This window comes from Candidatus Omnitrophota bacterium, assembly GCA_023227985.1.
Lineage (GTDB): Bacteria > Omnitrophota > Gorgyraeia > Gygaellales > Profunditerraquicolaceae > JALOCB01.
The window spans coordinates 1-24881 of the sequence record JALOCB010000005.1 but is presented as its reverse complement, the minus strand read 5'-3'; the positions used below and the strand labels follow the sequence as shown (position 1 = coordinate 24881).

33 protein-coding genes and 2 tRNA genes are annotated in these 24881 nt (G+C 52.0%); all 35 read right to left on the bottom strand.

Annotated features, from left to right (window positions below):
- Positions 1-441, bottom strand: a complete 441-nt coding sequence (rpsE, locus tag M0R35_01860; GenBank protein MCK9594404.1) for a 30S ribosomal protein S5 — start codon at positions 439-441, stop codon at positions 1-3.
- A gap of 36 nt (positions 442-477) precedes the next feature.
- Complete coding sequence (gene rplR, locus M0R35_01855) at positions 478-840, bottom strand: 50S ribosomal protein L18 (GenBank protein ID MCK9594403.1); 363 nt, start codon at positions 838-840, stop codon at positions 478-480.
- Positions 841-907: 67 nt separating this feature from the next.
- Complete coding sequence (gene rplF, locus M0R35_01850) at positions 908-1453, bottom strand: 50S ribosomal protein L6 (protein ID MCK9594402.1); 546 nt, start codon at positions 1451-1453, stop codon at positions 908-910.
- A gap of 35 nt (positions 1454-1488) precedes the next feature.
- Positions 1489-1884 (bottom strand): 30S ribosomal protein S8, encoded by a 396-nt coding sequence (gene rpsH, locus M0R35_01845; GenBank protein MCK9594401.1) that lies wholly within the window; start codon positions 1882-1884, stop codon positions 1489-1491.
- A gap of 32 nt (positions 1885-1916) precedes the next feature.
- On the bottom strand, positions 1917-2102 hold the full coding sequence (locus M0R35_01840; GenBank protein ID MCK9594400.1) for a type Z 30S ribosomal protein S14: 186 nt from the start codon (positions 2100-2102) through the stop codon (positions 1917-1919).
- A 2-nt stretch (positions 2103-2104) separates the two neighbouring features.
- Positions 2105-2656, bottom strand: coding sequence for a 50S ribosomal protein L5 (gene rplE / locus M0R35_01835; GenBank protein ID MCK9594399.1), 552 nt, complete (start codon positions 2654-2656; stop codon positions 2105-2107).
- A 3-nt stretch (positions 2657-2659) separates the two neighbouring features.
- Entirely contained in the window at positions 2660-2971 is a 312-nt protein-coding gene (gene rplX / locus M0R35_01830) for a 50S ribosomal protein L24 (protein ID MCK9594398.1), read from the bottom strand.
- On the bottom strand, positions 2971-3339 hold the full coding sequence (gene rplN / locus M0R35_01825) for a 50S ribosomal protein L14 (protein ID MCK9594397.1): 369 nt from the start codon (positions 3337-3339) through the stop codon (positions 2971-2973). The genes rplX and rplN overlap by 1 nt, the downstream gene beginning before the upstream one ends.
- Entirely contained in the window at positions 3336-3590 is a 255-nt protein-coding gene (gene rpsQ / locus M0R35_01820; protein MCK9594396.1) for a 30S ribosomal protein S17, read from the bottom strand. Before rpsQ ends, rplN begins: the two co-directional genes overlap by 4 nt.
- Positions 3583-3783, bottom strand: coding sequence for a 50S ribosomal protein L29 (gene rpmC / locus M0R35_01815; GenBank protein ID MCK9594395.1), 201 nt, complete (start codon positions 3781-3783; stop codon positions 3583-3585). Before rpmC ends, rpsQ begins: the two co-directional genes overlap by 8 nt.
- Positions 3784-3787: 4 nt before the next feature.
- Positions 3788-4198, bottom strand: a complete 411-nt coding sequence (gene rplP, locus M0R35_01810; protein MCK9594394.1) for a 50S ribosomal protein L16 — start codon at positions 4196-4198, stop codon at positions 3788-3790.
- A gap of 33 nt (positions 4199-4231) precedes the next feature.
- Positions 4232-4927 (bottom strand): 30S ribosomal protein S3, encoded by a 696-nt coding sequence (rpsC, locus tag M0R35_01805; protein ID MCK9594393.1) that lies wholly within the window; start codon positions 4925-4927, stop codon positions 4232-4234.
- A gap of 8 nt (positions 4928-4935) precedes the next feature.
- Positions 4936-5271: a 50S ribosomal protein L22 gene (gene rplV / locus M0R35_01800; protein MCK9594392.1), complete on the bottom strand. Its 336-nt coding sequence runs from the start codon at positions 5269-5271 to the stop codon at positions 4936-4938.
- Between the two features lie 12 nt (positions 5272-5283).
- Positions 5284-5571: a 30S ribosomal protein S19 gene (rpsS, locus tag M0R35_01795; protein MCK9594391.1), complete on the bottom strand. Its 288-nt coding sequence runs from the start codon at positions 5569-5571 to the stop codon at positions 5284-5286.
- Between the two features lie 31 nt (positions 5572-5602).
- Positions 5603-6439, bottom strand: coding sequence for a 50S ribosomal protein L2 (gene rplB, locus M0R35_01790; protein MCK9594390.1), 837 nt, complete (start codon positions 6437-6439; stop codon positions 5603-5605).
- A 30-nt stretch (positions 6440-6469) separates the two neighbouring features.
- Positions 6470-6748 (bottom strand): 50S ribosomal protein L23, encoded by a 279-nt coding sequence (gene rplW, locus M0R35_01785; protein ID MCK9594389.1) that lies wholly within the window; start codon positions 6746-6748, stop codon positions 6470-6472.
- Between the two features lie 12 nt (positions 6749-6760).
- Complete coding sequence (gene rplD / locus M0R35_01780) at positions 6761-7399, bottom strand: 50S ribosomal protein L4 (GenBank protein MCK9594388.1); 639 nt, start codon at positions 7397-7399, stop codon at positions 6761-6763.
- Between the two features lie 9 nt (positions 7400-7408).
- Entirely contained in the window at positions 7409-8020 is a 612-nt protein-coding gene (gene rplC / locus M0R35_01775; GenBank protein MCK9594387.1) for a 50S ribosomal protein L3, read from the bottom strand.
- Positions 8021-8108: 88 nt separating this feature from the next.
- Positions 8109-8408, bottom strand: a complete 300-nt coding sequence (rpsJ, locus tag M0R35_01770) for a 30S ribosomal protein S10 (GenBank protein ID MCK9594386.1) — start codon at positions 8406-8408, stop codon at positions 8109-8111.
- A gap of 18 nt (positions 8409-8426) precedes the next feature.
- On the bottom strand, positions 8427-9629 hold the full coding sequence (gene tuf, locus M0R35_01765) for an elongation factor Tu (GenBank protein ID MCK9594385.1): 1203 nt from the start codon (positions 9627-9629) through the stop codon (positions 8427-8429).
- Positions 9630-9650: 21 nt separating this feature from the next.
- Complete coding sequence (gene fusA / locus M0R35_01760) at positions 9651-11744, bottom strand: elongation factor G (protein MCK9594384.1); 2094 nt, start codon at positions 11742-11744, stop codon at positions 9651-9653.
- Between the two features lie 153 nt (positions 11745-11897).
- Complete coding sequence (rpsG, locus tag M0R35_01755; protein MCK9594383.1) at positions 11898-12368, bottom strand: 30S ribosomal protein S7; 471 nt, start codon at positions 12366-12368, stop codon at positions 11898-11900.
- Between the two features lie 83 nt (positions 12369-12451).
- Positions 12452-12835 carry a 30S ribosomal protein S12 gene (gene rpsL, locus M0R35_01750; protein ID MCK9594382.1) on the bottom strand — a complete coding sequence of 128 codons (384 nt, stop codon included), beginning with the start codon at positions 12833-12835 and terminating at the stop codon, positions 12452-12454.
- A gap of 4 nt (positions 12836-12839) precedes the next feature.
- Complete coding sequence (rpoC, locus tag M0R35_01745; GenBank protein ID MCK9594381.1) at positions 12840-16877, bottom strand: DNA-directed RNA polymerase subunit beta'; 4038 nt, start codon at positions 16875-16877, stop codon at positions 12840-12842.
- On the bottom strand, positions 16877-20281 hold the full coding sequence (gene rpoB, locus M0R35_01740; protein ID MCK9594380.1) for a DNA-directed RNA polymerase subunit beta: 3405 nt from the start codon (positions 20279-20281) through the stop codon (positions 16877-16879). The genes rpoC and rpoB overlap by 1 nt, the downstream gene beginning before the upstream one ends.
- Before the next feature lie 112 nt (positions 20282-20393).
- Complete coding sequence (gene rplL / locus M0R35_01735) at positions 20394-20774, bottom strand: 50S ribosomal protein L7/L12 (protein ID MCK9594379.1); 381 nt, start codon at positions 20772-20774, stop codon at positions 20394-20396.
- Positions 20775-20864: 90 nt separating this feature from the next.
- Entirely contained in the window at positions 20865-21389 is a 525-nt protein-coding gene (gene rplJ, locus M0R35_01730) for a 50S ribosomal protein L10 (GenBank protein ID MCK9594378.1), read from the bottom strand.
- 16 nt (positions 21390-21405) lie between these two features.
- Entirely contained in the window at positions 21406-22086 is a 681-nt protein-coding gene (rplA, locus tag M0R35_01725) for a 50S ribosomal protein L1 (protein MCK9594377.1), read from the bottom strand.
- 7 nt (positions 22087-22093) lie between these two features.
- Positions 22094-22519, bottom strand: a complete 426-nt coding sequence (gene rplK / locus M0R35_01720; protein MCK9594376.1) for a 50S ribosomal protein L11 — start codon at positions 22517-22519, stop codon at positions 22094-22096.
- A gap of 2 nt (positions 22520-22521) precedes the next feature.
- Complete coding sequence (nusG, locus tag M0R35_01715; protein MCK9594375.1) at positions 22522-23049, bottom strand: transcription termination/antitermination protein NusG; 528 nt, start codon at positions 23047-23049, stop codon at positions 22522-22524.
- The gene (gene secE / locus M0R35_01710) at positions 23050-23238 is read right to left on the bottom strand and encodes a preprotein translocase subunit SecE (protein ID MCK9594374.1); all 189 of its coding nucleotides are present in this window, start codon (positions 23236-23238) and stop codon (positions 23050-23052) included.
- Between the two features lie 81 nt (positions 23239-23319).
- A tRNA-Trp gene (locus M0R35_01705) sits at positions 23320-23391 on the bottom strand.
- A gap of 37 nt (positions 23392-23428) precedes the next feature.
- Complete coding sequence (rpmG, locus tag M0R35_01700; GenBank protein ID MCK9594373.1) at positions 23429-23578, bottom strand: 50S ribosomal protein L33; 150 nt, start codon at positions 23576-23578, stop codon at positions 23429-23431.
- Between the two features lie 37 nt (positions 23579-23615).
- Positions 23616-23688: transfer RNA gene (locus M0R35_01695), tRNA-Thr, on the bottom strand.
- A 213-nt stretch (positions 23689-23901) separates the two neighbouring features.
- A partial coding sequence (locus M0R35_01690) for a hypothetical protein (GenBank protein ID MCK9594372.1) occupies positions 23902-24881 on the bottom strand: 980 nt, incomplete at its 5' end.

Here is a 24881-nt window from a genome sequence, read left to right as displayed (position 1 = left end):
TTACGCTTCCTTTAAATCTTGAAGGCCGGCGATCGTAGCCTTGATCACGTTTATTGGGTTATTGGATTTTAACGATTTAGTCAGGATATCCCTTATGCCGCAAGCCTCGCAGATAGCCCGTACCGGGCCGCAGGCGATAATACCGGTGCCTTCGGAAGCAGGCTTAAGCATAACCATCGCCCCGCCGAATTTTCCCAGGACCTCGTGGGGTATAGTGCCGTTCTCGACCGGCATTCTCATCTGGCCGCGTTTTGCCTGGTTCAGGCCTTTGCGGATGGCGTCGGCGACTTCGTTGGCCTTGCCCAGCGCGATCCCTACCCGGCCTTTTCTGTCACCGACCACCACCAAAGCGCTGAAAGACATCTTTTTGCCGCCCTTGGTGACCTTGGTAATGCGGTTGATGGCGACGATCTTCTCCACTTCCTGCTGCTCGATATTCATTTCACGCATTTTTTAATTACCTCTCGTTTTGAAAACTTAGAATTCCAGGCCGCCTTTTCTGGCGCTGTCCGCAAATGCCTTGACCCGCCCGTGATAAAGATACCCGGCCCGGTCGAAAACCACCTTGGTCACACCCTTTTCTTTCGCCTGCCTGGCAAAAAGCTCGCCGAAAAATTCCGCGGCCTTGATATTGCCGGCATAGGGGAACTTTGCCTTTATTTCCTTGTCGGTCGTCGAAAGAGAAAAAACCGTCTTGTTCTTTACGTCGTCGATTATCTGGGCGGAGATATTCGCCAGGCTGCGGTGTATCGCCAGCCGCGGCTTTTCCGTTGTCCCGGATAACCTTACCCTTAAATTACGGTGCCTTCTTAATCTGAGCAGCTCTTTTTTATTTTTCATTTTATATATGCCTTCGTTATCACCCTGCCCCGGATCACCGTCCGACAAGACAGCGATCTTGGAGGGTTTATTTACCGGTTGCCTGCGCCTTACCGACCTTCTTGCGCACCCGTTCCCCAACAAATCTGATGCCTTTTCCCTTATACGGTTCCGGCGGACAGATCGCGCGCAACTCCGCAGCCACCTCTCCGACCTTTTCCTTATCTATCCCGCGGATCACTACCAGCGTGTTCTTCGGGCATTCGATCTTTATTCCCGCCGGTATCTCAAAATTGACCTGATGAGAAAAACCCACGTTAAGCACCAGTTTATTCCCCTGGACCACGGCCTTGAAACCCACGCCGATGATCTCCAATTCCTTGACATAGCCTTCGGTAACGCCTTTTATCATATTGAAAGTCAGGGCGCGGATCAACCCCTGCAGCGCCTTATCCGAAGCGATATTCCCGCGGCGCTTGACCGATATCTTTGCATCGGCGATCTCCAGCTCGATCCTGTCGGGCAGCTTAATGTCAAGCTTGCCTTTGGCCCCTTCGACGAAAATCCGTCCGTCCTTAGTCTCGACCTTTACACCGCTTGGTATGCTGATTATCTTTCTTCCTATACGTGACATATTTTCCCTGACTTTTAAATGTTGTTAGTTAAACCTTACCAGATATAACCTATTATTTCCCCGCCTACGCCCTGCGCCTTGGCGTCTTTGTCCGTAAGCACCCCTTTAGAGGTGGAAACTATGGCCAGGCCTCGTCCGCGCAATACCGAAGGGATCTTGGCGCTTTCCTTATACATCCTCAATCCCGGGCGCGATACCCTTTTTATGGCCCGGATCACCGATTTGCCGCCGACATATTTAAGGTATATCCTGAACACGCCCTGTTTCTTATCTTCGATAAGCTTGTAATCGTCGATATAATTCTCCTTCTTCAGGATGTCCAGGATAGACCGGGTCATCTTGGAAGCGGGCGCGTCCAGATTCACCTTATGCGCCATTACGGCGTTCCGGATCCTCGTAAATGTATCGGCGATCAGATCAGTTCTTGACATTTATGCTCCTTTTAATGTTTCGTTTTATATCCTTACCAGCTTGCTTTCTTGATCCCGGGGATCAATCCCTGCCAGGCCAGCTCCCGGAAACACATACGGCAGAGCTTGAACCTGTTCAGAAAACCGCCGCTCCTTCCGCAGATCGCGCAGCGGTTATATTTCCGGGTTGAAAATTTAGCGGGCCTCTTCCACCTGACCAACTGGGACGTCTTTGCCATTGTTAATCTTTCTCCTTGAAGGGTATTCCGAATAATTTCAAAAGCTCTTTCGACTGCTCCGAGCTTTTGGAGTTCTTGATCACGAATACAATATCCATACCCTGGGTCCGGCCGATCCTGTCGGCGTCGATCTCCGGGAATATATTCTGTTCGGTAAGCCCCAGCGTGTAATTGCCGGCCTGATCGAAGGAATACAAAGGCACGCCGCGGAAGTCGCGGATACGCGGCAGGGCTATGCTGATCAGCCTGTCCAGGAACTCGTACATCCTCGCCCGACGCAGGGTAACCTTGCAGCCGATAGGATTGTTCTCTTTTATCTTAAAGTTGGCGATCGCCAGCTTTGCCCGGCGCATCAACGGCTTCTGCCCGGTTATGATCCCCAGTTCCTCCATTGCCTTATCCAGGATCTTCACGTCCTGCAGCGCCTCTCCCACGCCCATATTCACCACGATCTTATCCAGGCGCGGCACGGCCATGCGGTTCTTCAGGCCGAATTTCTCCATCATTTTTACGGTGATCTCACTGCGGTATCTTTCCAATAATCTCGGTATCATCGCTTACATTACCCCTTGACACTTCCTGCATACCCTGGCCTTGGTCCCATCGTCGGATTTCTTAAATCCCAAACGGGTCGGCTGGCTGCAGTTTTTACAAAAGACCATAAGATTTGACAGCGCGATAGGCATTTCAATATTGACTATCCCGCCCTGCTGGTCCTGGCGTGTCTGCCTTTTATGTTTTTTAGCTTGATTTATCCCTTCCACGAGGGCTTTTTTTTGGGAAAAAAATACGCGGATAACCTTGCCTTTTTTTCCTTTATCCTTGCCTTTGATTACCTGAACTGTATCGTTGCGCTTGATCTTGAACATTAAATAACCTCCGGTGCCAGGGATATGATCTTGGTGAAGTTCTTCTCCCTTAGTTCCTTCGCCACCGGGCCGAATACGCGCGTGCCGCGGGGATTCATCTGAGGATCGATAAAAACAACGGCGTTACGGTCGAATCTGAGAACCGAGCCATCGGACCTGCGGATCGCGTGCCTTGTCCTGACCACTACCGCCTTGGCCACCTCGCCTTTTTTTACCGCGGCCTCAGGGGCGGATTCCTTGACATTGACATTGACGATATCGCCGATCCCGGCTATGAAGCAATTCTTTTTGCCCAGGACGCTGATCATCGCCACGCGTTTTGCCCCGGTATTGTCAGCTACATCCAGAATACTGCGTAATTGTATCATCTTATCTCTTTCTTCTTGATGACCCCGACCAGGCGGAAGCTCTTTTCCTTGGACAAGGGCCGAGTCGCCACTATTCGCACCGTGTCGCCGGTCTTGGCCGCGCCTTTTTCGTCATGGACCTTGAACTTGTTATACCTTTTGAGGATGCGGTTGTACATAGGATGCTTTGCCTTATGCATGGTCCTGACCACGATGGTCTTCTGCATCTTATCGCTTACAACCGTGCCTATTAATTCTTGCTGTTTAGCCATTTTTCTTCTCTTTCCTCTCGGACAGAATGGTCTTTATCCGCGCGATCTCCTTTTTAACCAGGGAGAACTTATGCGGTTTTTCCACTCTTCCGGTGTAACGATCCAGATTGAGTTTGAACATCTCTTCCTTAAGCGATTTTTCTTTCGCCAGGAGTTCTTCAACAGACATTTCCCTTAATTCCTTGGTCTTCATAGTATTATCCGGTTACCCTGGTTACGAATTTTGTTTTAAACGGAAGTTTGAAAGCCACCAGCCTGAAACACAAACGGGCATACTCTTCCGGCACGCCGCCAAGCTCGAAAATGATCTTTCCGCGCTTGATCACGCAGACCCAGTGGTCGATATCCCCTTTACCTTTACCCATGCGGACTTCAGCCGGTTTTTTGGTGATAGCCTTATCCGTAAAAACGCGTATCCACAGCTTGCCGCCTTTATGCAGCTGGCGGGCCAGGACCACGCGGGCCGCTTCGATCTGGTTGTTCTTAAGCCAGGCGTTCTCCAGAGACTTAAGGCCGAACTCGCCGAACACCAAGGTCGAGCCCCGGGTAGCCACGCCCCTGCGCTGGCCTTTGATCAATTTACGATATTTGACTCTTTTGGGCATCATTGCCATTTTTTATCTCGCTTTGCTGACTTGAAATTAAGACGCTTTTTGTTTAACTTCCCCTGCCTGCTCAACCGCCGGCTTTTCCCTGACCACATTCTTCTTTATCAGGATATCGCCGTGATAAACCCATACCTTGATACCGATCAAACCGTAGGTCGTAAGGCACTCCACCTGTCCGTACATTATATCCGCCCTGAATGTCTGCAGCGGGACCTTCCCCTGCTTGTAAGTCTCTGTCCTGCACATCTCCGCGCCGTCAAGCCTTCCGGCTACGGTTATCTTGATCCCTTTGGCGCCCTGCATCATTGCCTGCTCGATCGCCCTTTTTACGGTCCTGCGAAAACCTACGCGCTTTTCGATCTGAAAAGAGATATTCTGCGCCACCAGCTGAGCGTCCGTGCCGGGATTCTTTATCTCTTCGATATCTATCGATGTTTCTTTCTTGACTATGGCAAAAAGGTCTTCCCTGAGCTTTTCGATATCCGCGCCGTGCCTGCCGATGATTATACCGGGCCTTGCGGAGCAGATCCGGACCTTCACCTTTTCCGTAAGCCTCTCAATGATCACCCGGGCTACCAGCGCCTGCTTGAACTTATTGAAAATATGCTTGCGGATCTTCTGATCCTCGGCGACAAAACGCGCGTAATCGCGCGGGTTAGCGAACCACCGGCTCTGCCATGTCCGGATCAACCCAATTCTCTGCACAAACGGATGTACTTTTTGTCCCATATCTCCTCTTAGCGATTTTTCAGATCCAACTCTATTTTAATATGCGCGGTTCTTTTTTTTATCGACGTGGCCCTGCCGAAAGCCGCAGCCTTGAATCTTTTCCATACCGGGCCGACATTGCAGACGACCTTGGAAACATAGAGCTGCTCCGGAGTAAACCCCTTGACCTTGGCATTGGCGATCGCCGACCGGAGGATCTTTATCAAGCTCTCCTTAGGCCGTTTATTCACGTTCACCAGGATCGCCTCCGCTTCCACGGCGTCCTTGCCTCTGATCAGATCGATCACCTGCCGCATCTTGGGCGGCGATATCCTTATGTGCTTATTCTCTGCTTTAACTATCATTTTATGTCCTTATTAGGTTTTCTCTGCGGCTTTCTTAGCCTTGACGCCGCCGTGCTTCCTGAATATCCGGCTGGGGGCGAATTCTCCGAGCTTATGTCCGACCATGTTCTCGCTTACAAAGACCGGGACATGCTTTTTCCCGTCATATACGGAAAAGGTCAAGCCCACGAAATCCGGGACAACGGTAGATCTCCTCGACCATGTCTTTATCGCCAGCCTTGTTCCGGAACGGCGGGCATCCTCTACTTTCTTCAATAATTTTTCTTCTACGTACGGGCCTTTTTTTACTGAACGCGGCATCTCTTCCTCTTTCTTATGCTTATTTGTTTATCTACGGTCTGCGGCGCTTAACGATAAACTTGTTTGAATACTTTGTCCTGTTCCGGGTCCTGTAACCTTTGGTGGGTTTACCCCATGGCGTCACCGGATGAGGATTGCCCTGGCCGGCCTTGCCTTCGCCGCCGCCGTGGCCGTGGTCGACCGGGTTCATCGCCGAACCTCTGGACTGGGGTTTTCTTCCCAGCCAGCGGGATTTGCCGGCCTTCCCCAGTATGACCGCATCGTGCTCGACATTGCCTAATTGGCCGATAGTCGCCTGGCAATCCAGGTTAATAAGCCGGACTTCCCCGGAAGGTAATTTAATGTGCGCGTAAGGCTCTTCTTTAGCCATGATCTGCGCGCATGTGCCGGCGCAGCGGACGACCTGCCCGCCTTTGCCGCGGGTCAGTTCCAGGTTATGGATCATTGTCCCTTGCGGGATATGGCGCAGGATCATACAATTTCCCGGATTGATATCTACGTCTTTTTCTTTCGATGAAACCACCTTATCCCCGACATTAAGCCCGACCGGGGCCAGCATATACCGTCTTACTTTATCCGGGTACTCGATCAAAGCCAGGCGGCAGGTGCGGTTAGGGTCGTATTCTATAGCGATGACCTTGCCGGTGATACCGTAAAGATCGCGTTTAAAATCTACGATACGGTACATTCTTTTATGCCCGCCGCCGCGGTGACGGATGGTTATCCGCCCGTGGCAATTCCGCCCGCCGGATTTCTTAAGCGGCAGGAGCAGGGCCTTTTCCGGGGTATCCTTGGTGATCTCTTTGAAATCATGGCCGACCATCCATCGTCTTGACGGGGTTGTCGGTTTGAATTTTATTATTCCCATTTTATCCTTTTCCTGTTGTCGCGTTTAAGATCAGCTTACTTCGATCTTCTGCCCCTCTTTTAAAGTTACGATCGCCTTCTTTGAATCCGGCGACTTGCCCACCTGGTACCTTACCCTGCGCATTTTGCCGCGGGATATCATCGTGTTCACGGTGTTGACCTTGACCTTATAGATGAATTCCACCGCCCTCTTGATCTCCGTCTTATTGCTGGTTTTAGCCACCAGAAACAGATATTTGCCCAGAGGTTCGGATACGGTCGATTTCTCGGTTCTGATCAGTGCCTTGATTATGTCGTAGTGCGATTTCATTTTTTTGTCCGTTTAGTTTTTCTTCAAGCGTTGTTCTATTGATTTGAGCCCGTCCAGGGTGACGATCACTTTATGGGCGGATAAAAGCTCGTAAGTGTTGACGTTCTTAGCCAGGTCGATCTTAAGGAAACCGATGTTCTTGAACGCCCTGACCAGTTCCTCGTCATAGGTGTTCAAAAGGATCAGGCAGCTCTTGCATTTCGCGTCGATCTTAAGATTAGCCAGAAGCTTTATCGCGTCCTTGGTCTTAGGCTTTTCCACCGCCAGTTTATCCAGGACGATAAGATCGTTGTTTTGGGCTTTCTGCGAAAGAGCGAATTTTACCGCCTGGGCCTTCAACTTCTTGGGGACATCGTAACCGAAATCCCGGGGGTGCGGGCCAAAAACCACGCCGCCGTGACGCCACAAAGGATTACGGCTGGAACCAACGCGCGCCCGGCCTGTCCCTTTTTGCTTCCAGGGTTTCTTGCCGCCGCCGGAGACCTCGCCTCTGGTCTTTGTTTCCGCCAGCCCCTTCCTCTGGTTCGCCATGAAACTATTGATCACGACGTAAATGGAGGAAGCTAATATTTTATCATTAAAAACATTTTCGTCAAGCTTTATTGTTTCTATTTCTTTTCCGTCGCTACTCTTCAATGGTATCGTAAACATTTCTCGTTTTTATTTTTTCTTCGCTTTCTTGATTATTAAATAGTTGTTGGCATAACCGGGAACCGCGCCCTTTACGACCAACAGGTTGTTTTCGACGTCAACCTTAACGACCTTCAGGCTCTGGACAGTGGCTCTCGCGTTGCCCATATGCCCGGGCATATGATGCCCCTTAAAAACACGGCCCGGAGTCGTGCTCGCGCCGATTGAGCCCACCCGGCGATGCGTGGTATGCCCGTGTGATCCCGGGCCTCCGCGCCAGTGCCAGCGCTTCATCCCTCCCTGAAAGCCCTTGCCTTTGGAGATCCCGGTGACATCCACAAAATCTCCGGCCTTGAACATATCGACCTTGAGTTCCGCGCCGACCGAGTATTCGACGCCCGGCTCTTTAGCGATCTCGCCGATAAGCTTGCGGACGGGAATATTAAGCTTCTTGAAGATGCCCAGGACAGGCTTCTTCACCCTGGATTCTTTATCGACCAGGTCAAACGCCAACTGTACGTTCTTATCCTTTATGCCGAGCACCGGGCACGGCCCGGCCTCGATCACGCTCACCATCACTTCACTTCCATCCTCAGTGAAGACCTGAGTCATCCCGATTTTTTTACCAAGTATTGCTATCATTTGATTTATTCGTCTAAGCCGAGAGTCATCCCCGGGCGGCGGTCATTAACGCCGCCAGCCAGGGAAAATAACTTTCAGGATCAACGTCCTATTTTATCTCAACATCTACGCCGGCCGGTAGATTCAGCTTGCGCAGTCCGTCTATCGTTTTGGATGTCGGCTCGAGTATTTCGATCATCCGTTTATGAGTGGACAGGTCGAACTGCTCGCGTGACTTCTTGTCGATGACCGGCGAACGCAACACCGTGTAGATCTCCCGTTTAGTGGGAAGCGGCAGGGGCCCTGATATCTTTGCGCCCGTGCGTTTGGCCGACTCGACTATCTCTTCGGCGGCCTGGTCTAACAACCGGTGGTCATATGCTCTTAGTTTTATTCTGATTTTTTGCATTTTTTCTTTCTCAAGCGGTTATGCGATGATCTCGGTGACGACACCCGCGCCTACCGTATGGCCGCCTTCGCGAATAGCGAAACGCGACTCTTTTTCCATGGCTATAGGCGTGATCAATTCCACTGCCAGGCTGACGTTATCCCCGGGCATAACCATCTCGGCTCCCTCAGGAAGCTGAACCGCTCCGGTAACATCGGTGGTCCTGAAATAGAACTGCGGCCTGTAACCCTTGAAGAAAGGCGTGTGCCTTCCGCCCTCTTCCTTGGTCAGGATGTAAACCTGAGCCTTGAATTTCGTGTGCGGGGTGATGGATTTCGGGGCGGCGATTACCATGCCTCTTTCGATCGCGTCCTTGTCCACGCCTCGCAACAACAGGCCCACGTTATCCCCTGCCTGTCCCTCATCAAGCATCTTGCGGAACATTTCAATGCCGGTAACAACCGATTTCTTGACCTCCGGGCGCAGCCCGATGATCTCGATCTCTTCATTGATCTTTACCTTGCCGCGCTCGATTCTTCCGGTGCCTACGGTGCCGCGGCCTTCGATGGTAAATACATCCTCGACAGCCATAAGTAACGGCTTATCCAGGTCTCTGACCGGCAGCGGGATGAATTCGTCGCAGGCCTTCATCAGATCGATTATGCATTTCGCGTCCGGGCTGGCCGCGTCCGGGGCCAACAGGGCCTTGGAGGCGCTTCCGCGGACTATCGGGGTCTTGTCTCCCGGATATCCGTATTTGGTCAAAAGATCCCTGACTTCCATCTCGACCAGGTCGAGCAATTCGGCGTCGGTGACCAGATCGCATTTGTTAAGAAAAACCACCATTGAAGGAACGTTTACCTGACGGGCCAGAAGTATATGCTCTCTGGTCTGAGGCATCGGGCCGTCAGCCGCTGAAACAACCAGAATAGCCCCGTCCATCTGCGCCGCGCCGGTGATCATGTTCTTTATATAGTCGGCATGGCCCGGGCAGTCGATGTGCGCGTAGTGGCGGTTATCTGTTTCATATTCGACGTGCGCTACCGATATGGTAACGATCTTGGAATCGTCTCTTACGGTACCGCCCTTGGCGATATCGGCGTAATCGCGGACAGTCGCTTTGCCAAGTTTGGCCTGAACGCTGGTGATAGCGGCGGTCAAAGTGGTCTTGCCATGATCGATATGCCCTATGGTCCCGATGTTCACGTGCGGTTTTGTCCTTACAAATTTTTCCTTAGCCATTACTACACCTCCTGTTAGTTATTATGTGCGTTTTGTCCCAGCTGATGCGAAACCTGCGATAATCTTCTCCGCGATATGTGAAGGCACCTCCGCGTAATATGAGGGCTCCATAGTATAGGATCCGCGCCCCTGCGTTATGGAACGAACAACTGTTGCGTAATTGAATATCTCCGCCAGCGGTATGTCTGTGCGGATCGCCCGGACATTGGCCCGGGAATTGATCGAGCCGATCTTGGCGCGCCGAGAGCTCAGGTCGCCGATTACCGCGCCCATATATTCCTCCGGCACGGTGATCTCCATATCCATGATCGGCTCCAGAAGCACCGAATGCGCCTTCCTGAGGGCGTCGGAAAGGGCGATACTCCCTGCCATCTTAAAGGCCATTTCTGACGAGTCAACGTCGTGAAAAGATCCGTCGACCAGGGTAACCTTTATATCCGTGACCGGATACCTGGCCAGCACGCCGGATTTTGCCGCCTCAAAAACACCTTGTTTTACCGCCGGGATGAATTCCTGCGGAATTGCCCCGCCTTTTATCTTATTCTCAAAAATAACGCCTTTTTCCGGGGGTTCCAACGGCTCCACCTCGATAACTACATGGCCGTATTGGCCGCGGCCGCCCGATTGCTGAATGAATTTACCGGACACATTGACCTTCTTGCGGATGGTCTCGCGATAGGCGACTTCCGGGAATCCCACCTGCACCGCCACATTGAATTCCCTTAAAATACGGTCGACGATGACGTCCAAATGCAACTGGCCCATCCCGGAGATGATCACCTGGCCGGTCTCATTGTTATAGGTAACGCGGAACGTAGGATCCTCATCGAGCATCTTGTGCAATGCCATACCCAGGCGTTCCTGCTCATTCTTGGCTTTTGGTTCTATAGCCTGCTGTATAACCGGCTCGGGAAAACGCATCGCCTCGATCAGTATCGGGATACCCTCGTCGCAAAGCGTATCCCCGGTCTTGGTATCCTTAAGCCCAACCGCGGCGACAATGTCGCCGGTAAAGGCGCTCTCGATTATCTCCTGGTGATTGGCATGCATCCGGACCAGTTTGGTCAAACGCTCGCGCAGCCGTTTTGAGGCGTTATAAATATATTTACCGCTGGTTATCGATCCGGAATAAACCCGGATGTAATAGATCTTGCCCACGAACGGGTCTGTGGCCACTTTAAAGCAAAGCGCGCAAAACGGGGCTTTATCCGAAGCCTTAATCTCCTCAAAACTGCCGGTATCCGGGTTTGTCCCCTTAATCGACGGGACATCGAGCGGCGACGGCAGGTAATCCACCACGCCGTCAAGCAGGAACTGAACACCCTTATTTTTAAAAGCCGACCCGCAGAAAACCGGGGTGAATTTATTGGCGATCGTGGCCCTGCGGATAGCCGCTTTGATATCAGCAGGCGCGGGGACTTCATTCGCCAGGTATTTTTCCATGATCAGGTCGTCAGCCTCGGCCACCCGCTCAAGCAAATCAGTATGATAACGTTTTACCTCATCCGCCATCTCCGCGGGGATATCCGTTACTTCAAATTCTTTGCCCATCTCATCCGTATACAGCATCATCTTACTATCGATCAGGTCGATGACCCCGCGAAAATTCTCCTCTGCCCCTAAAGGAAGCTGCACCGCGGCAGCGTTGGCGCCCAGGCGCTCGCGTATCTGTTTCAAGACCTCGGCGAAATTCGCCGCAGTCCGGTCCATTTTGTTCACAAAAGCTAACCGGGGGACATTATAACGGTCCGCCTGGCGCCACACGGTCTCAGACTGCGGTTGAACCCCGCCTACCGCACAGAAAACGACCACAGCGCCGTCCAAAACCTTAAGAGACCTTTCCACCTCCACGGTGAAATCCACGTGGCCGGGGGTATCGATCAGGTTAATGGTAATATCCTTCCAATGGCAGGTAGTGGCGGCGGAAGTGATCGTAATTCCTCTTTCCTGCTCCTGGACCATCCAATCCATTGTCGCGGCGCCGTCATGCACCTCGCCGATCTTATAATTCTTTCCGGTATAAAACAGGATGCGCTCCGATGTCGTGGTTTTTCCGGCATCGATGTGGGCGATGACCCCGATGTTTCTGATCTTCTCGAGATGGATTTTTCTCATGTATTAAGTTTAACCCTTATTTTGCTTTTTTAGTGTTCTTAACTTTTCCCGTGGCGAATACTTTTATTTACATCTGCCCTTACACCCATGAGCAAGTCTACACCTGCCCTCTACACCCAAGTTTATTGGAAAACTTAGTGTAGCCCCTCCGGTCTACCACCTGAAGTGAGCGTAGGCCTTGTTTGAATCCGCCATTTTATGCGTATCGTCGCGCTTCTTTATTGCCGCGCCTTCGCCTTTGTAAGCGGACATTATCTCATCCGCCAGTTTATCGACCATAGACTTGCCTTTTCTATTCCTGGCATAGTCCCTGATCCAGCGCAAAGCGATGGACGATCCGCGCTCCTGCTTCACCTCGATAGGCACCTGATAGGTGGCACCGCCGACCCTGCGCGGTTTTACCTCAAGGCGCGGCCGGACATTGTCGATCGCCTTATGGAAGATCTTCAACGCGTCCGGTTCATTCAACGCGGTCTTGACCTTTTCAAAAGCCGAATACACGATCAGTTCGGCGAGGGCCTTCTTCCCGTCGTCCATGACCATATTGATGAACTTGCCTACGATCTTTGAATTGAATTTCGGATCAGCCTGCAGGTCTTTCTTAAATACGTGTCGTCTTCTCATTTTCTCGTTCTATTTGTACCGCTGGCTCGCTTTGCGCTTTGTCAACGGGCCTGCCGAACAGCTTAACCGGCAGGATCGGTTAATTATTTTGCGCCTTCTTTTGGCGTTTTAGCGCCGTACTTGGAGCGCGATTTATGGCGCGTGTTAACGCCAGCCGAATCCAACGTGCCCCTTACAATATGGTATCTACACCCGGGCAGATCCTTGACGCGGCCGCCTCTGACCAGGACGATCGAATGCTCCTGGAGGTTATGGCCTTCTCCCGGGATATAGGCAGTGACTTCTATGCCGGTAGTAAGCCTGACCCTGGCGATCTTACGCAAAGCCGAGTTGGGCTTTTTCGGGGTCATAGTCTTTACCTGAAGGCATACCCCGCGTCTCTGCGGGCAGGCCTTCAATGCCGGAGATTTATTGCTTTTCGATTTTAGATTCCTGCCGAAACGTATAAGCTGCGTGATTGTTGGCATATCCTTATTCCTTTTTATTTGGTTGTGCGGGTTCTTCTTTTCCGCCGGCCATAGTGAACACCTCGACCGCGTGATGCGATTTATAACCGGTTCCCGCCGGGATCAAATGCCCGACGATAACGTTCTCCTTCAAACCGAACAGCTCGTCATGCTTTCCGGCGGCTGCCGCGTCGGTAAGGATGCGGGTCGTCTCCTGGAAACTCGCAGCGGACATAAAGCTGTCTGTGGTCAGCGACGCCTTAGTGATGCCCAGCAATAACGGGGTAGCCTGGGCGGGTTTACCGCCTTTTTTCGCGACCCGGGCGTTCTCCTTCTGGAAGGCTATCTTATCCACCTGCTGCATCGGAAGGAACTCGGTATCGCCCGGATCCTCGATCTTTACTTTCTTAAGCATCTGGCGGATGATCACCTCGATATGCTTATCATTGATATGCACGCCCTGCAAACGGTAAACTTCCTGAACCTCGTTCACCAGGTATTCCTGAAGGACCTTGTCCCCGCAGACACGCAGGATATCCTGAAGCACCACAGGGCCGTCGGTCAACTGCTGACCGGCCATAACTTTATCCCCTTTATAAACGTTGGGATGTTTGCCGTGCGGTATGACATATTCCTTGGCCATACCTGTAGGCGATTTGACGATAATAACCCTTTGGCCTTTCTTGGTCTGCCCGAATTCCACAAACCCGTCGATCTCGCTGATGGTAGCCGGATCCTTGGGGCGCCTTGTCTCGAACAGCTCGGCGACCCTGGGAAGGCCTCCGGTAATGTCCCTGGTCTTAACCGACAACCGGGGTATCTTGGCCAACAGATCGCCGGCTTCCAGGCTCTGGCCGTCTTTAACCAGGATATGCGCGCCGACCGGTATGGGGTATATCCCCATGATCTCTTTTTTACCGTCAAGAATAACGATCTGCGGCTGGAATTCCTGTTTATGCTCCACGACCACCTGTTCGGTGGACTTAGTTACAGGGTTGAGCTCCTGAAGCACCGTTACCCCGTCCTTGAGGTCCTCGTATTTAACTATGCCTCCCACTTCGGTCAAGACCGGAGCGGTATACGGGTCCCAGCGCACGAATGATACGTTCTCGGCGACCTGCTCGTTATCCTTGAACGCGATGAACGCTCCCTGAGGAATAATATATCTTTCCAGTTCCCTTCCATCCTGATCGTTAATGCTCAATGAACCGTTACGGTTCAGGACAACGAATTCCTTCTTCTTGGGAACTACCCTTAAATTGTGATATTTGATAAGCCCCGCGTTCTTGGCTTTAATGAACGATTGTTCGATAGTACGCGACGCAGTGCCGCCGATATGGAACGTCCTCAGGGTAAGCTGCGTGCCCGGTTCGCCGATGCTCTGCGCGGCTATTACGCCGACTGCTTGGCCCGCTTCAACCAACCGTCCCGAACCCAGGTTGCGGCCGTAACACTTGACACAGACCCCGCGGTCGGATTCACAGGTCAGAACCGAACGGATACGGATCTTTTCGATCCCAAGCTTCTCGATCATTTCGGCCTTTTCCTCAGTGATCTCCTCGCCCTGCTCGACAATAACCTGGTCGGTGATGATATCCACGATATTATCCAGAGCCACCCTGCCCATTATCCTTTCGCCCAGGCTTACCACGACCTCGTTACCTTCGGTGATCGCCTCAACCGTTATGCCGTTGAGCGTGCCGCAGTCTGTTTCGCTGACAATGATATCCTGCGCCACATCGACCAGACGGCGGGTAAGATAACCCGCGTCGGCGGTCTTAAGAGCGGTATCGGCAAGACCCTTACGGGCGCCGTGAGCCGAGATAAAATATTCCAGCACAGTGAGGCCTTCCTTGAAGTTCGCGGTGATCGGGTTCTCGATGATCTCGCCCGAAGGCTTGGCCATAAGGCCGCGCATCCCGGAAAGCTGCCTTACCTGCAGTTTTGAGCCGCGGGCCCCGGAATCAGCCATCAGGAATATAGGATTGAACGGCGGCATCTCTTTGAACAACAGGTCGGAGACCTTGTCGGTCGCGTGAGTCCACACGTCGATAACTTTGTTATAGCGCTCTTTTTCGGTGATCGCGCCTTTCTGGTACTGATCTTCGACCCTGGCGACCTCGTCCCGGGCGTCTTTAAGCACCTCGGGCTTGGCTTTCGGGATCACCAGATCGTCTATGCCTATGGAAATGCCTCCCAGTGTAGCCATTCTGAAACCCAACCGTTTAAAATCATCCAACAGCTGTATGGTCCGGGTATGCCCGAATCTCTTAAAGCATTCCCCGACTATGATCCCGATGTTGCCTTTGTTCAGGTCGCGGTTGACAAAACCGAAGCCTTCGGGAAGCTCTTGGTTAAAAATAACCCGCCCCATAGTGGTAGCAATCAACTGTACGCCCGGGATATACTGTTTCTCATCCAGGTCCCATACGTCGCTGACCCGCACCTTGATCCGGGCATGCAGGTCGACTTCCTTGTCATCGTATGCGATTATCGCTTCGTTGGCGTTGGAAAAAACCTTATTCTCGCCTTTGGCCCCGCGTTTTTCCTTGCTTAAATACGACAACCCGAGGACTATGTCCTGGGTAGAGGTAAGCACCGGCCTTCCGTGCGCCGGCGAAAAAATATTATTTATGGAAAGCATCAGCACCCGCGCCTCGATCTGGGCCTCAAGCGAAAGCGGGACATGCACAGCCATCTGGTCGCCGTCAAAGTCCGCGTTAAAACCCGAACAGACCAAAGGATGGATCTTGATCGCTTTGCCTTCGATGAGCACCGGCTGGAACGCCTGGATGCTCAAACGGTGCAAAGTCGGGGCGCGGTTCAAAAGCACCGGATGGTCCTTAATGACTTCATCCAGGATATCCCACACCTCGATCTTGCCGTGCCCGACCATTCGGCGCGCGCCTTTGATCGTGTGCACGAACCCTTTTTCCTTTAATTTCTTGATAATGAACGGCTCGAACAGCTCCAGCGCCATTTGTTTCGGCAGGCCGCATTCGTGTAAGCGAAGCTCGGGCCCGACCACAATGACCGAACGTCCGGAATAATCCACGCGCTTTCCCAGAAGGTTCTGGCGGAAACGGCCCTGTTTGCCTTTAAGCATATCAGACAGGGATTTTAACGGCCGGTTATTCGCTCCGACAACAGCCTTTCCGTGCCTTCCGTTGTCAAAAAGCGCGTCCACCGCCTCCTGAAGCATCCTTTTCTCGTTGCGGATGATGATCTCCGGGGCGTTCAATTCAATAAGCTTCTTCAAACGGTTGTTCCGGTTGATCACCCTGCGATAAAGATCGTTAAGGTCCGATGTAGCGAACCTTCCGCCGTCAAGCGGGACTAACGGCCGCAGATCCGGAGGTATGACCGGCAGGACTTCCAAAACCATCCATTCCGGCTTGTTGCCGGATTTGCGGAAATCCTCCACGATCTTGAGCGTCTTTAAGGTCTTGCGGTTACCCAGGACCTCTTTTGATTTTTCCAGTTCCTTGCGCAGCTTCCGGCAATAGGCGTCCAGGTCCAGGTCCTTCAGTATCTCCTGCACCGCCTCGCCGCCGATCTTGGCCTTGAATTTGCTTCCGTATTTATTAATCGCCTCCTGATATTTTTCCTCATTCAGCAGTTCGTTCTTCTTTAAAGCTGTGACTCCGGGGTCAAGGACAATGTATTCCTCGTAATAGATCACCTTTTCCAGGTCGCGCAAGGACATATCCAACAGCGCGGCGATCTTGCTGGGGACTACCTTGAAGAACCATATATGGGTCACCGGGGCAGCCAGCTCGATATGTCCCATCCTCTCGCGGCGCACCGATGAACGGTCCACGGTCACCCCGCAGCGGTCGCAGGTAATGCCCTTGTATTTGATCCCTTTATATTTTCCGCAGTTGCATTCCCAGTCGCGGACCGGCCCGAATATGCGCTCACAGAACAAGCCGTCTTTTTCCGGCTTCAATGTCCGGTAATTGATGGTCTCTGCCCTTCTGACCTCGCCCTTGGACCAGGACTTGATGACCTGCGGTGCGGCGAGTTTTATGGAAACATTATCGAATAATATATTTTCTATCATTATTTCCCCTTCTCCATCCGGATATCTAAACACAATCCCTGAAGTTCTTTGACCAATACGTTAAATGATTCTGGGGTCCCGTGGGTCAGCCGCTGTTCGCCCTTGACTATAGCCTCATAGATCCGGGTCCTTCCGGCGACATCGTCGCTCTTTACGGTAAGCATTTCCTGCAGAGTAAAAGCAGCGCCGTAGGCCTCAAGCGCCCACACTTCCATTTCACCCAATCGCTGGCCGCCGAACTGGGCCTTGCCGCCCAACGGCTGCTGGGTGACCAGCGAATACGGGCCGATGGAGCGGGCGTGGATCTTTTCGTCCGCCAAATGGATAAGCTTCATCATATAGATGTAGCCTACGGTTATCTCCTGGTCGAAAGCCTCGCCGGTTTGCCCGTCGGATAATTTTATCTTGCCGCTGGTAGGCAGCTTGGCGCTCTTGAGCATCTCTTTGATCTCATCCTGGGTAGCGCCGTCAAAGACAGGGGTCATGATATTAAGGCCCAATGCCCTGGCAGCCCAGCCGAGATGCGTCTCCAGTATCTGTCCGATGTTCATACGCGAAGGGACGCCCAGGGGGTTCAGCACGATCTCCACCGGCGTTCCGTCAGGAAGGTAAGGCATATCCTCTTCGGGGATGATGCGGGAAACCACGCCTTTGTTGCCGTGGCGCCCGGACAACTTGTCCCCTACCGAAAGCTTGCGCTTGGTGGCGATATAAACCACTACCCGCTTCAACACGCCGGGAGGCAGTTCGTCGCCGCGCTTTACCTTATCCAACTCCTGCTGCTCTTCAACCAGCAATTCCTGGATCTGCTCGTCGAATGACGCCGCCAGGATCTTTGCCTCTTCGTTATCGTCAAAATTTACCTTCTCTAATTTCGATTTATCCACATGCAGAAAATGCGCCAGGCGCGTCGTTCTATCGTTCTGGACGAATTCAATCTCCTGCTTATAATACGCCTTCAATTCTTTGACCTTGGCGAGCTCCTTGGCCTTATCCTCTTTGGACTTGCGGCCGCGCTCTTTCCTTTGGAAGATATGCACGTCCACTATAAAACCCTCTACCCCCGGAGGCACCCTTAACGAGGTATCGCGCACATCCGAGGCCTTTTCGCCGAATATAGCCCTTAGCAGCCGCTCTTCAGGGGAAAGCTCGGATTCGGTCTTGGGCGTGACTTTGCCCACCATAATATCGCCAGGGTTGACCTCGGCGCCTATGCGTACGATCCCGTCGGCGTCAAGGTTCAACAGCGAATCTTCGCTGACATTGGGTATATCGCGGGTGATCTCTTCGTTGCCCAAACGGGTCTCAATCGCCTCTATCTCGAATTCCTTTATATGTATCGATGTGAACGTGTCCTTCTTGACCAGCCTCTCGCTGATCAGGATAGCGTCCTCGAAGTTATAACCTCTCCAGGGCATAAACGCCACCAGGATATTCTTTCCCAGCGCCAATTCCCCCTGCTGCGTGCTCACGCCGTCGGCGACGACCTGGCCTTTTTCGATGTGTTCGCCCAGTTTCACGATCGGCCTCTGGTTAAGGCAGGTATCCGCGTTGGTGCGCAGGAATTTATGCAAAGGATAGGTCTTTTTGCCTACAGTGATCGCCGCGCTGTCCACGGCATTGACCTTGCCGGATTCAGTGGCGACCACGACCGCGCCGCTGTCATAGGCTACTTTAGCTTCCATACCGGTAGCCACAACAGGGGATTCGGTGATCATCAAAGGAACAGCCTGCCTCTGCATGTTCGAACCCATCAAAGCGCGGTTCGCGTCGTCATGCTCAAGGAAGGGTATCAACGAAGCGGCCACGGAGACCAGCTGCCTCGGTGAAACATCCATATATTCAACCTGCTTCGCACCGAGCTTCGGGAAATCATCCATATGCCGGCAGGAAATATCTTTTTCCAGAAAATTGCCGCTGGCGTCTATAGGAACGTTGGCCTGCGCCACCGTCTTTCCCTCGTCGATATCAGCGGTAAGGTACTCGATCCTCTTGGTAACCCTTCCATCATCCACCTTGCGGTAAGGGGTCTCGATAAACCCTAAAGGATTGACCCTGGCGTATGTGCTCAAAGAGGCGATCAAACCGATATTCGGGCCTTCAGGGGTTTCAATGGGGCAGATCCTTCCGTAATGCGAAGGATGGATGTCGCGCACCTCGAAGCCGGCGCGTTCGCGGGAAAGCCCGCCGGGTCCGACTGCGGACAACCTTCTTTTATGGGTCATCTCCGCCAGCGGGTTGACCATATCCATAAACTGCGACAACTGGCTGCGGGCGAAGAAATCGTGTATCTGGGTGAAGAAAAGCTTGGAATTGATCAACGAATGGATGTTCAGATTCTCCACATCCCCCATCACGCTTAAGCGTTCGCGGATCGAGCGCTCCACGCGGCTCATCCCGATGCGCACCTGGTTCTGCACCAGTTCGCCCACGGTCTTGATCCGGCGGTTGCCGAGATGGTCGATATCGTCTATCTTTCCGACGCCTTCCTGCAGTTTGATCAGGTATTCAATGACTTTGATCACGGTTGCCGAATCCAAAACGCGCTTTTCGATATCCACGTCCATCCCCAGCTTGCGGTTCAGGATGAACCGGCCGGACCTTTCCAGGTCGTAGCGCACCGGGTCAAAGAATAATTTATAAAATAGATTCTCCGCCGACTCGCGGGTTACCGGTTCGGTAGGCCGCATCTTGCGGTAAAAATCGATATATGCCTCATCCTTGTTCTTGGTAATGTCTTTCTTGAAGGTATTATGGATCTCCGGATAATCCTTGGCAAAAACCGCGGTGATCTCGGCGTCCGTGGAAAATCCCAGTATCCTTAATAACTGCGTGGCCGGGAAACTCTTCCTGCGGTCCACATAGGCGATAATTGTTTCGGAAAGGTCGTATTTAAACTCCAGCCAGGCCCCGCGGTAAGGTATGATCCTGCCGTAAAAGATCTTCTTTCCGGTAGGATGGTCCTCTTCCTCGAAGGAAACGCCCGGGGAACGGTGAAGCTGGCTGACCACCACCCGCTCATCGCCGTTTATGATGAAGCTTCCGGTATCGGTCATCAGCGGTATTTCACCGAAATACGCGTCCTGTTCCTTGGTGTCCTGTGCGGTGATAAGGCGGAATTTTACTTTCAACGGAGATGCGTAACTAAGCGAGCGTTTCTTGGATTCGGCTATATCGTACTTGGGTTTGCCCAGGGTATAGCTTACGAATTCCAGCCTTACCGTACGGTCCGCGCTTTCAATGGGAAATGTGTCAGCCAGAACTTCCTGCAACCCGACATTCCCGCGTTCATCGGACGCAACGTCCATTTGCAGGAATTCCTTGTAGGAAACAGACTGAATGTCCAGTAAATTAGGCAGATCGTAAACGTCCTTGAATTTGGCGAAATTCTTCCGTTTGCTCATTATTATTTATCGCTTTCTTACCTGCGCGTGCGCGCCGGAAACCTTCTATTAACGCCGGGTCATACCAATGTCAACCCGCGGCCCCGCCGGATAAACCCGGCAGCCTTAGCGTTTATTTCAATTCGACTGATGCGCCGGCAGCTTCCAGCTTTTTCTTCATCTCTTCGGCTTCGTCTTTGGTCACGCCGTCTTTGATCGGTTTAGGCGCTCCGTCGACCAGGTCCTTAGCTTCTTTCAGGCCCAAGCTGGTCATAGTGCGGACTTCTTTGATAACCGCGATCTTATTGGCGCCTGCTGCGGTCAGAACCACGGTAAAAGCGGTTTTCTCTTCTGCGGCAGGGGCGGCGGCTGCGCCGGCTGCGGGAGCGGCCATCATCGGCATATTCGCGCTGACGCCGAATTTATCCTCAAGGGCCTTGACCAGGTCGGAAAGCTCCAGAACGGTCATTGTTTCGATCGATTTAATCATCTCTTCCAATTTCTCGCTAGCCATTTCTTTTCTCCTCCTCAAATTTTTCCGCACGCATTATGTGCCGGAAAATTTGATCTCGAGCCCGCCAAAGGCAGGCGAGAGATCTTCTTGTTATTGTTTTTTATTTTTAATCTGCTCCAAGCAGTATACCATTTTCCGCAAATTCCCTTTTAACACGAATACCAGACCGTTTATCGGGGACTTCAACCCGCAGACAACCTGGGTCAAAAGTTCCTGGCGGCCGGGCAGTTTTGCCAGCGCCTCGATATCCTTTTTGGTAATAACATTGGTGAAAAGCAAGCCGCCCTCGAGTTTTAAACTCTCGTGGTCTTTTGCGAAATTATAAAGAGCCTTGGACGCGGCGACCGGCTCATCTTTCGGAAAGACCATTGCCGAGGGGCCGTCGATGAGTTTGAGCAGATCGTCGTTGCCGATATCCTTTAAGGCGCGCTTGGCGATATTGTTGCGGACCACGAAAAGTTCCGAATTCGCGTCGCGCAGGGCCTGGCGCAGGGCGTTCAGGTCCGGGCCGGAAAGGCCGGAATACTTGATCACAAAAAAGCTGTCAGAGCTTTTCAGGTTATTCTTTATCTTTGATTCAGACGCTTCCTTGAATATTGTGCCGAGTTTTTTCATAGGTCAGACCTTATCTTTAATAATCCAGTAACAATCCGGGGTTCATTGATGAAGAGATGCACAGGCTTTTAATATACTTGCCCTTTATGGTGGATGGCTTTGCCTCTGAAAGCGCGTTTATCACGCAGGTGGCGTTGTCCAGCAGTTTGCCTTCGTCGAAAGAACACTTGCCGATCGAAAGATGCACCCCGCCCTGTTTATCCACGCGAAACTCCACTTTACCCCGGCGCACGTCCTCGATCGCCTTGGCGATGTCGAAAGTTACCGTGCCGGTCTTAGGGCTGGGCATCAGGCCGCGTGGTCCTAAAACCTTACCCAGTTTGCTCAAATCCTTCATAATATCGGGCGTGGCAATAACGCAGTCGAAATCCATAAATCCGGCCGCAACCTTATCCATAAGCTCATTGCTTCCCACATAATCAGCCCCGGAATCCTGGGCGACCTTTTCATGCTCGCCGCGGCAGAATACCGCGACCCTTACTTTTTTGCCGGTCCCGTGCGGCAGGACCACTGTGCCCCTGACCATCTGCTCGGCTTTTTTCGAATCGACGTTCAGGCTGAAATGCAGGTCCACCGAGCCGTCAAATTTAGCGTTCTTCATCTTCTTGACCAGGGCGAGAGCGTCCTTGAGCGCGTACCTTTTCTCCAGGTCCAGCCCTTTTACCGATTCCTCATATCTCTTGCTTCGCGTTTTCATAATTCCATTATCCTTCGATAACAATACCCATGCTCCGGGCGGTGCCCTGGATTATCTTTACGGCCTTGGACATATCCGTGGTATTGATATCTTTCATTTTCAGTTTAGCGATCTCTTCGACCTGTTTTAAAGTCACTTTCCCGATTATTTCCTTGCCGCTTATCCCCGAGGCCTTGGCCAGGTTGGCCGCGCGCTTCAAAAGCACCGATGACGGCGGGCTCTTGATGATGAACGAGAATGTCCTGTCCTCAAAAACCGAGATGATTACCGGCAGGATCATCCCGTCGCGATTCTTGGTCTGATCGTTGAACTGCTTGCAGAACTGCATAATATTCACACCGTGCTGGCCCAATGCCGGGCCGACCGGAGGAGCGGGATTCGCAGCGCCTGCGGGAACGTGTAATTTGATCTGTGCCTTGACTACTTTTGCCATAGTTATACCTTTTCTACCTGCCAATATTCCAGCTCAACCGGCGTTGACCGGCCGAAGATGGAGATACTGACCTTAAGTTTTCCTTTTTCAGGATGAATATCATCAATAGTCCCGTTGAAATTCATGAACGGCCCTTCTTTTACTCTTATCTGCTCGCCTTTTTCAAATATCGTTTTCGGGCTGGGTTTTAATTTAGTCTCTTCTGTTCTTTTGAGGATATTGTCTACTTCTGCGGGGGAAAGCGGTATGGGTTTTTTGCCGGCGCCCAAAAAACCGGTTACTCCGGGGATATTCTTGAGGAACGAATAGGTGTTCTCGTTCATATCCATCTCCACCAGGATATAACCCGGGAAGAATCTGCGCTCGGAAACGCGTTTCTTTCCGGAACGGACTTCCGATATCTGCTCGGTGGGGATGACCACCTTGGTTATCGAATCCTTGTAAGGGCTGGCGGCGATCTGGCCGTTAAGTATGGTTCTGACCCTGTCCTCCAAACCCGTCTGCGTGTGCACTACGTACCAGTTTTTCATTTATCCTTTGAATACGATGCTTAATATTTTGGCCAGCGCCGAGTCGATCACGAAAATAAAAACCGCGATGATCGAAGTAAGGGCAATGACCACTGTGGTTGAACCGATCAGCTCTTCGCGGGTGGACCAGGAAACCTTTCCCAGCTCGGCTTTTACTTCGCGCAAAAAACTTACGATTTTTTTAAACATATTTACTCTTCTCTTTGGTTCATGTCCAAAATCTGCAGCGGCTTCCGCACGCCTGCTTCAGCCTACTTGTTCGACAATCTACAGGGGCGGAGGGAGTTGAACCCCCAGGACGGGATTTGGAGTCTCGCCGTTTGCCAATTAACGGACGCCCCTAAAATTATTCAAAACCTCGTCTGGTGGTGATTTTTTATTACTTGATCTCTTTATGGGCCGTGTGCTTGCGGCAATGCCTGCAATATTTGCTGGTTTCCAGCCGATCAGCGTGCGTTTTCTTGTTCTTGGTATCGCTGTAATTGCGGTTCTTGCATACCGTGCACTCTAATGTGATTATCTCGCGCATTTTTATCTACCCTTAATTTACTGTTACGCCGCATTTAAGCTGGAGAAGGGAATTGAACCCTTGACCCCGTCCTTACCAAGGACGTGCTCTGCCGACTGAGCTACTCCAGCAGAATTATTCTTAGTTTTTCACGCCGGCCAGCTCCATCGCGCGTTTAATATTAAAAAGATAAAAAATTCCCCATCAAGAATTCTTTCGAGATTCTTGTGTCCAAATTGGCTATAGCCTAGAGTAAATAAATCGATTTACCGTCGAGAGGCTATTCGGTGTTTGACGTAGAGAATTAAATATACCTTATAATGCGGTTTTTGTCAACAACTTTTTTAACTTTTTTTCAATATCGCCCCTGGCCCGGATTTAGCGGCATATGACAGGAACAACAGGCTCGCGGATTTTATCCCCGCAACCAGAGCCAGGGTATTTACCGCGCCCAAAAGCGGCAGAAAAACGACGCCCGCGCACAGGCCGGCGAACCACCCCCCGGCCAGGTCAACGAAATAAAGATCCCCGGATATCTCTCCCGGCTTCTCCTCTTTTTCCCCGTATAGCCGGCTGGCAAGCGGAAATTCCAGCCCCGGGAATATCCCCGCCAAAAAGATCAATCCGGTAAACAGCGCTTTGGCAGAAGCCGGGGCCATATCCGCCCGGCCGGGCAGCGCCGTCAGCAAAAGAGCATAAACAATAACTGCGGCCTCGGTCCATACGAAGATCCGGTATTCATTTCTTTCTCTCCTCGGCTTGAGGGCCGTCAAAATACTCCCGCAGGCCATACCCGCCATATTCGCGCTGATCAAAACGCCGATCAGCTGATACAAATAACCGCAGCGTATCTGGAAAGCAAATATCAAAATAAGGCCCGCGGCCATTCCGTAAAAGCCCGTGGAGGATATGGCAAAGGCGATCGCGCACTTTCGCAAGCTCCTCTTCCTTATATATATCCCGCCTGCGATCAGCAGAAAGAACAAAAGTCCGGCGGCAAAAAACAAGGCCGCGTTCAGTCCGCGCAAGCCCGCGAAGATAGCGCTGAAAGCCGGGGCGAACTGGCGATTCCAGAACAACAGGCCCTCAAAAAGGGCGAACGGCCGGAAATCCCGGTTTATTCTCCGGGTCGCCCCTTTTGTCGACTCTTCGAACCATTCATTCCAGCGCTTATCCAGCCGGTATTCGATATACGGCTCCTGCAGCATCTTAACAGGGATATTATCCGCAGCCAGGCGCAAGCTCAAAGCCGCGGCGTCCACCCCCAGCAGCCTTGGCGAATCCGAGCCCAAAACAAGGTTATAATCCCCGGGGATTATCCGCA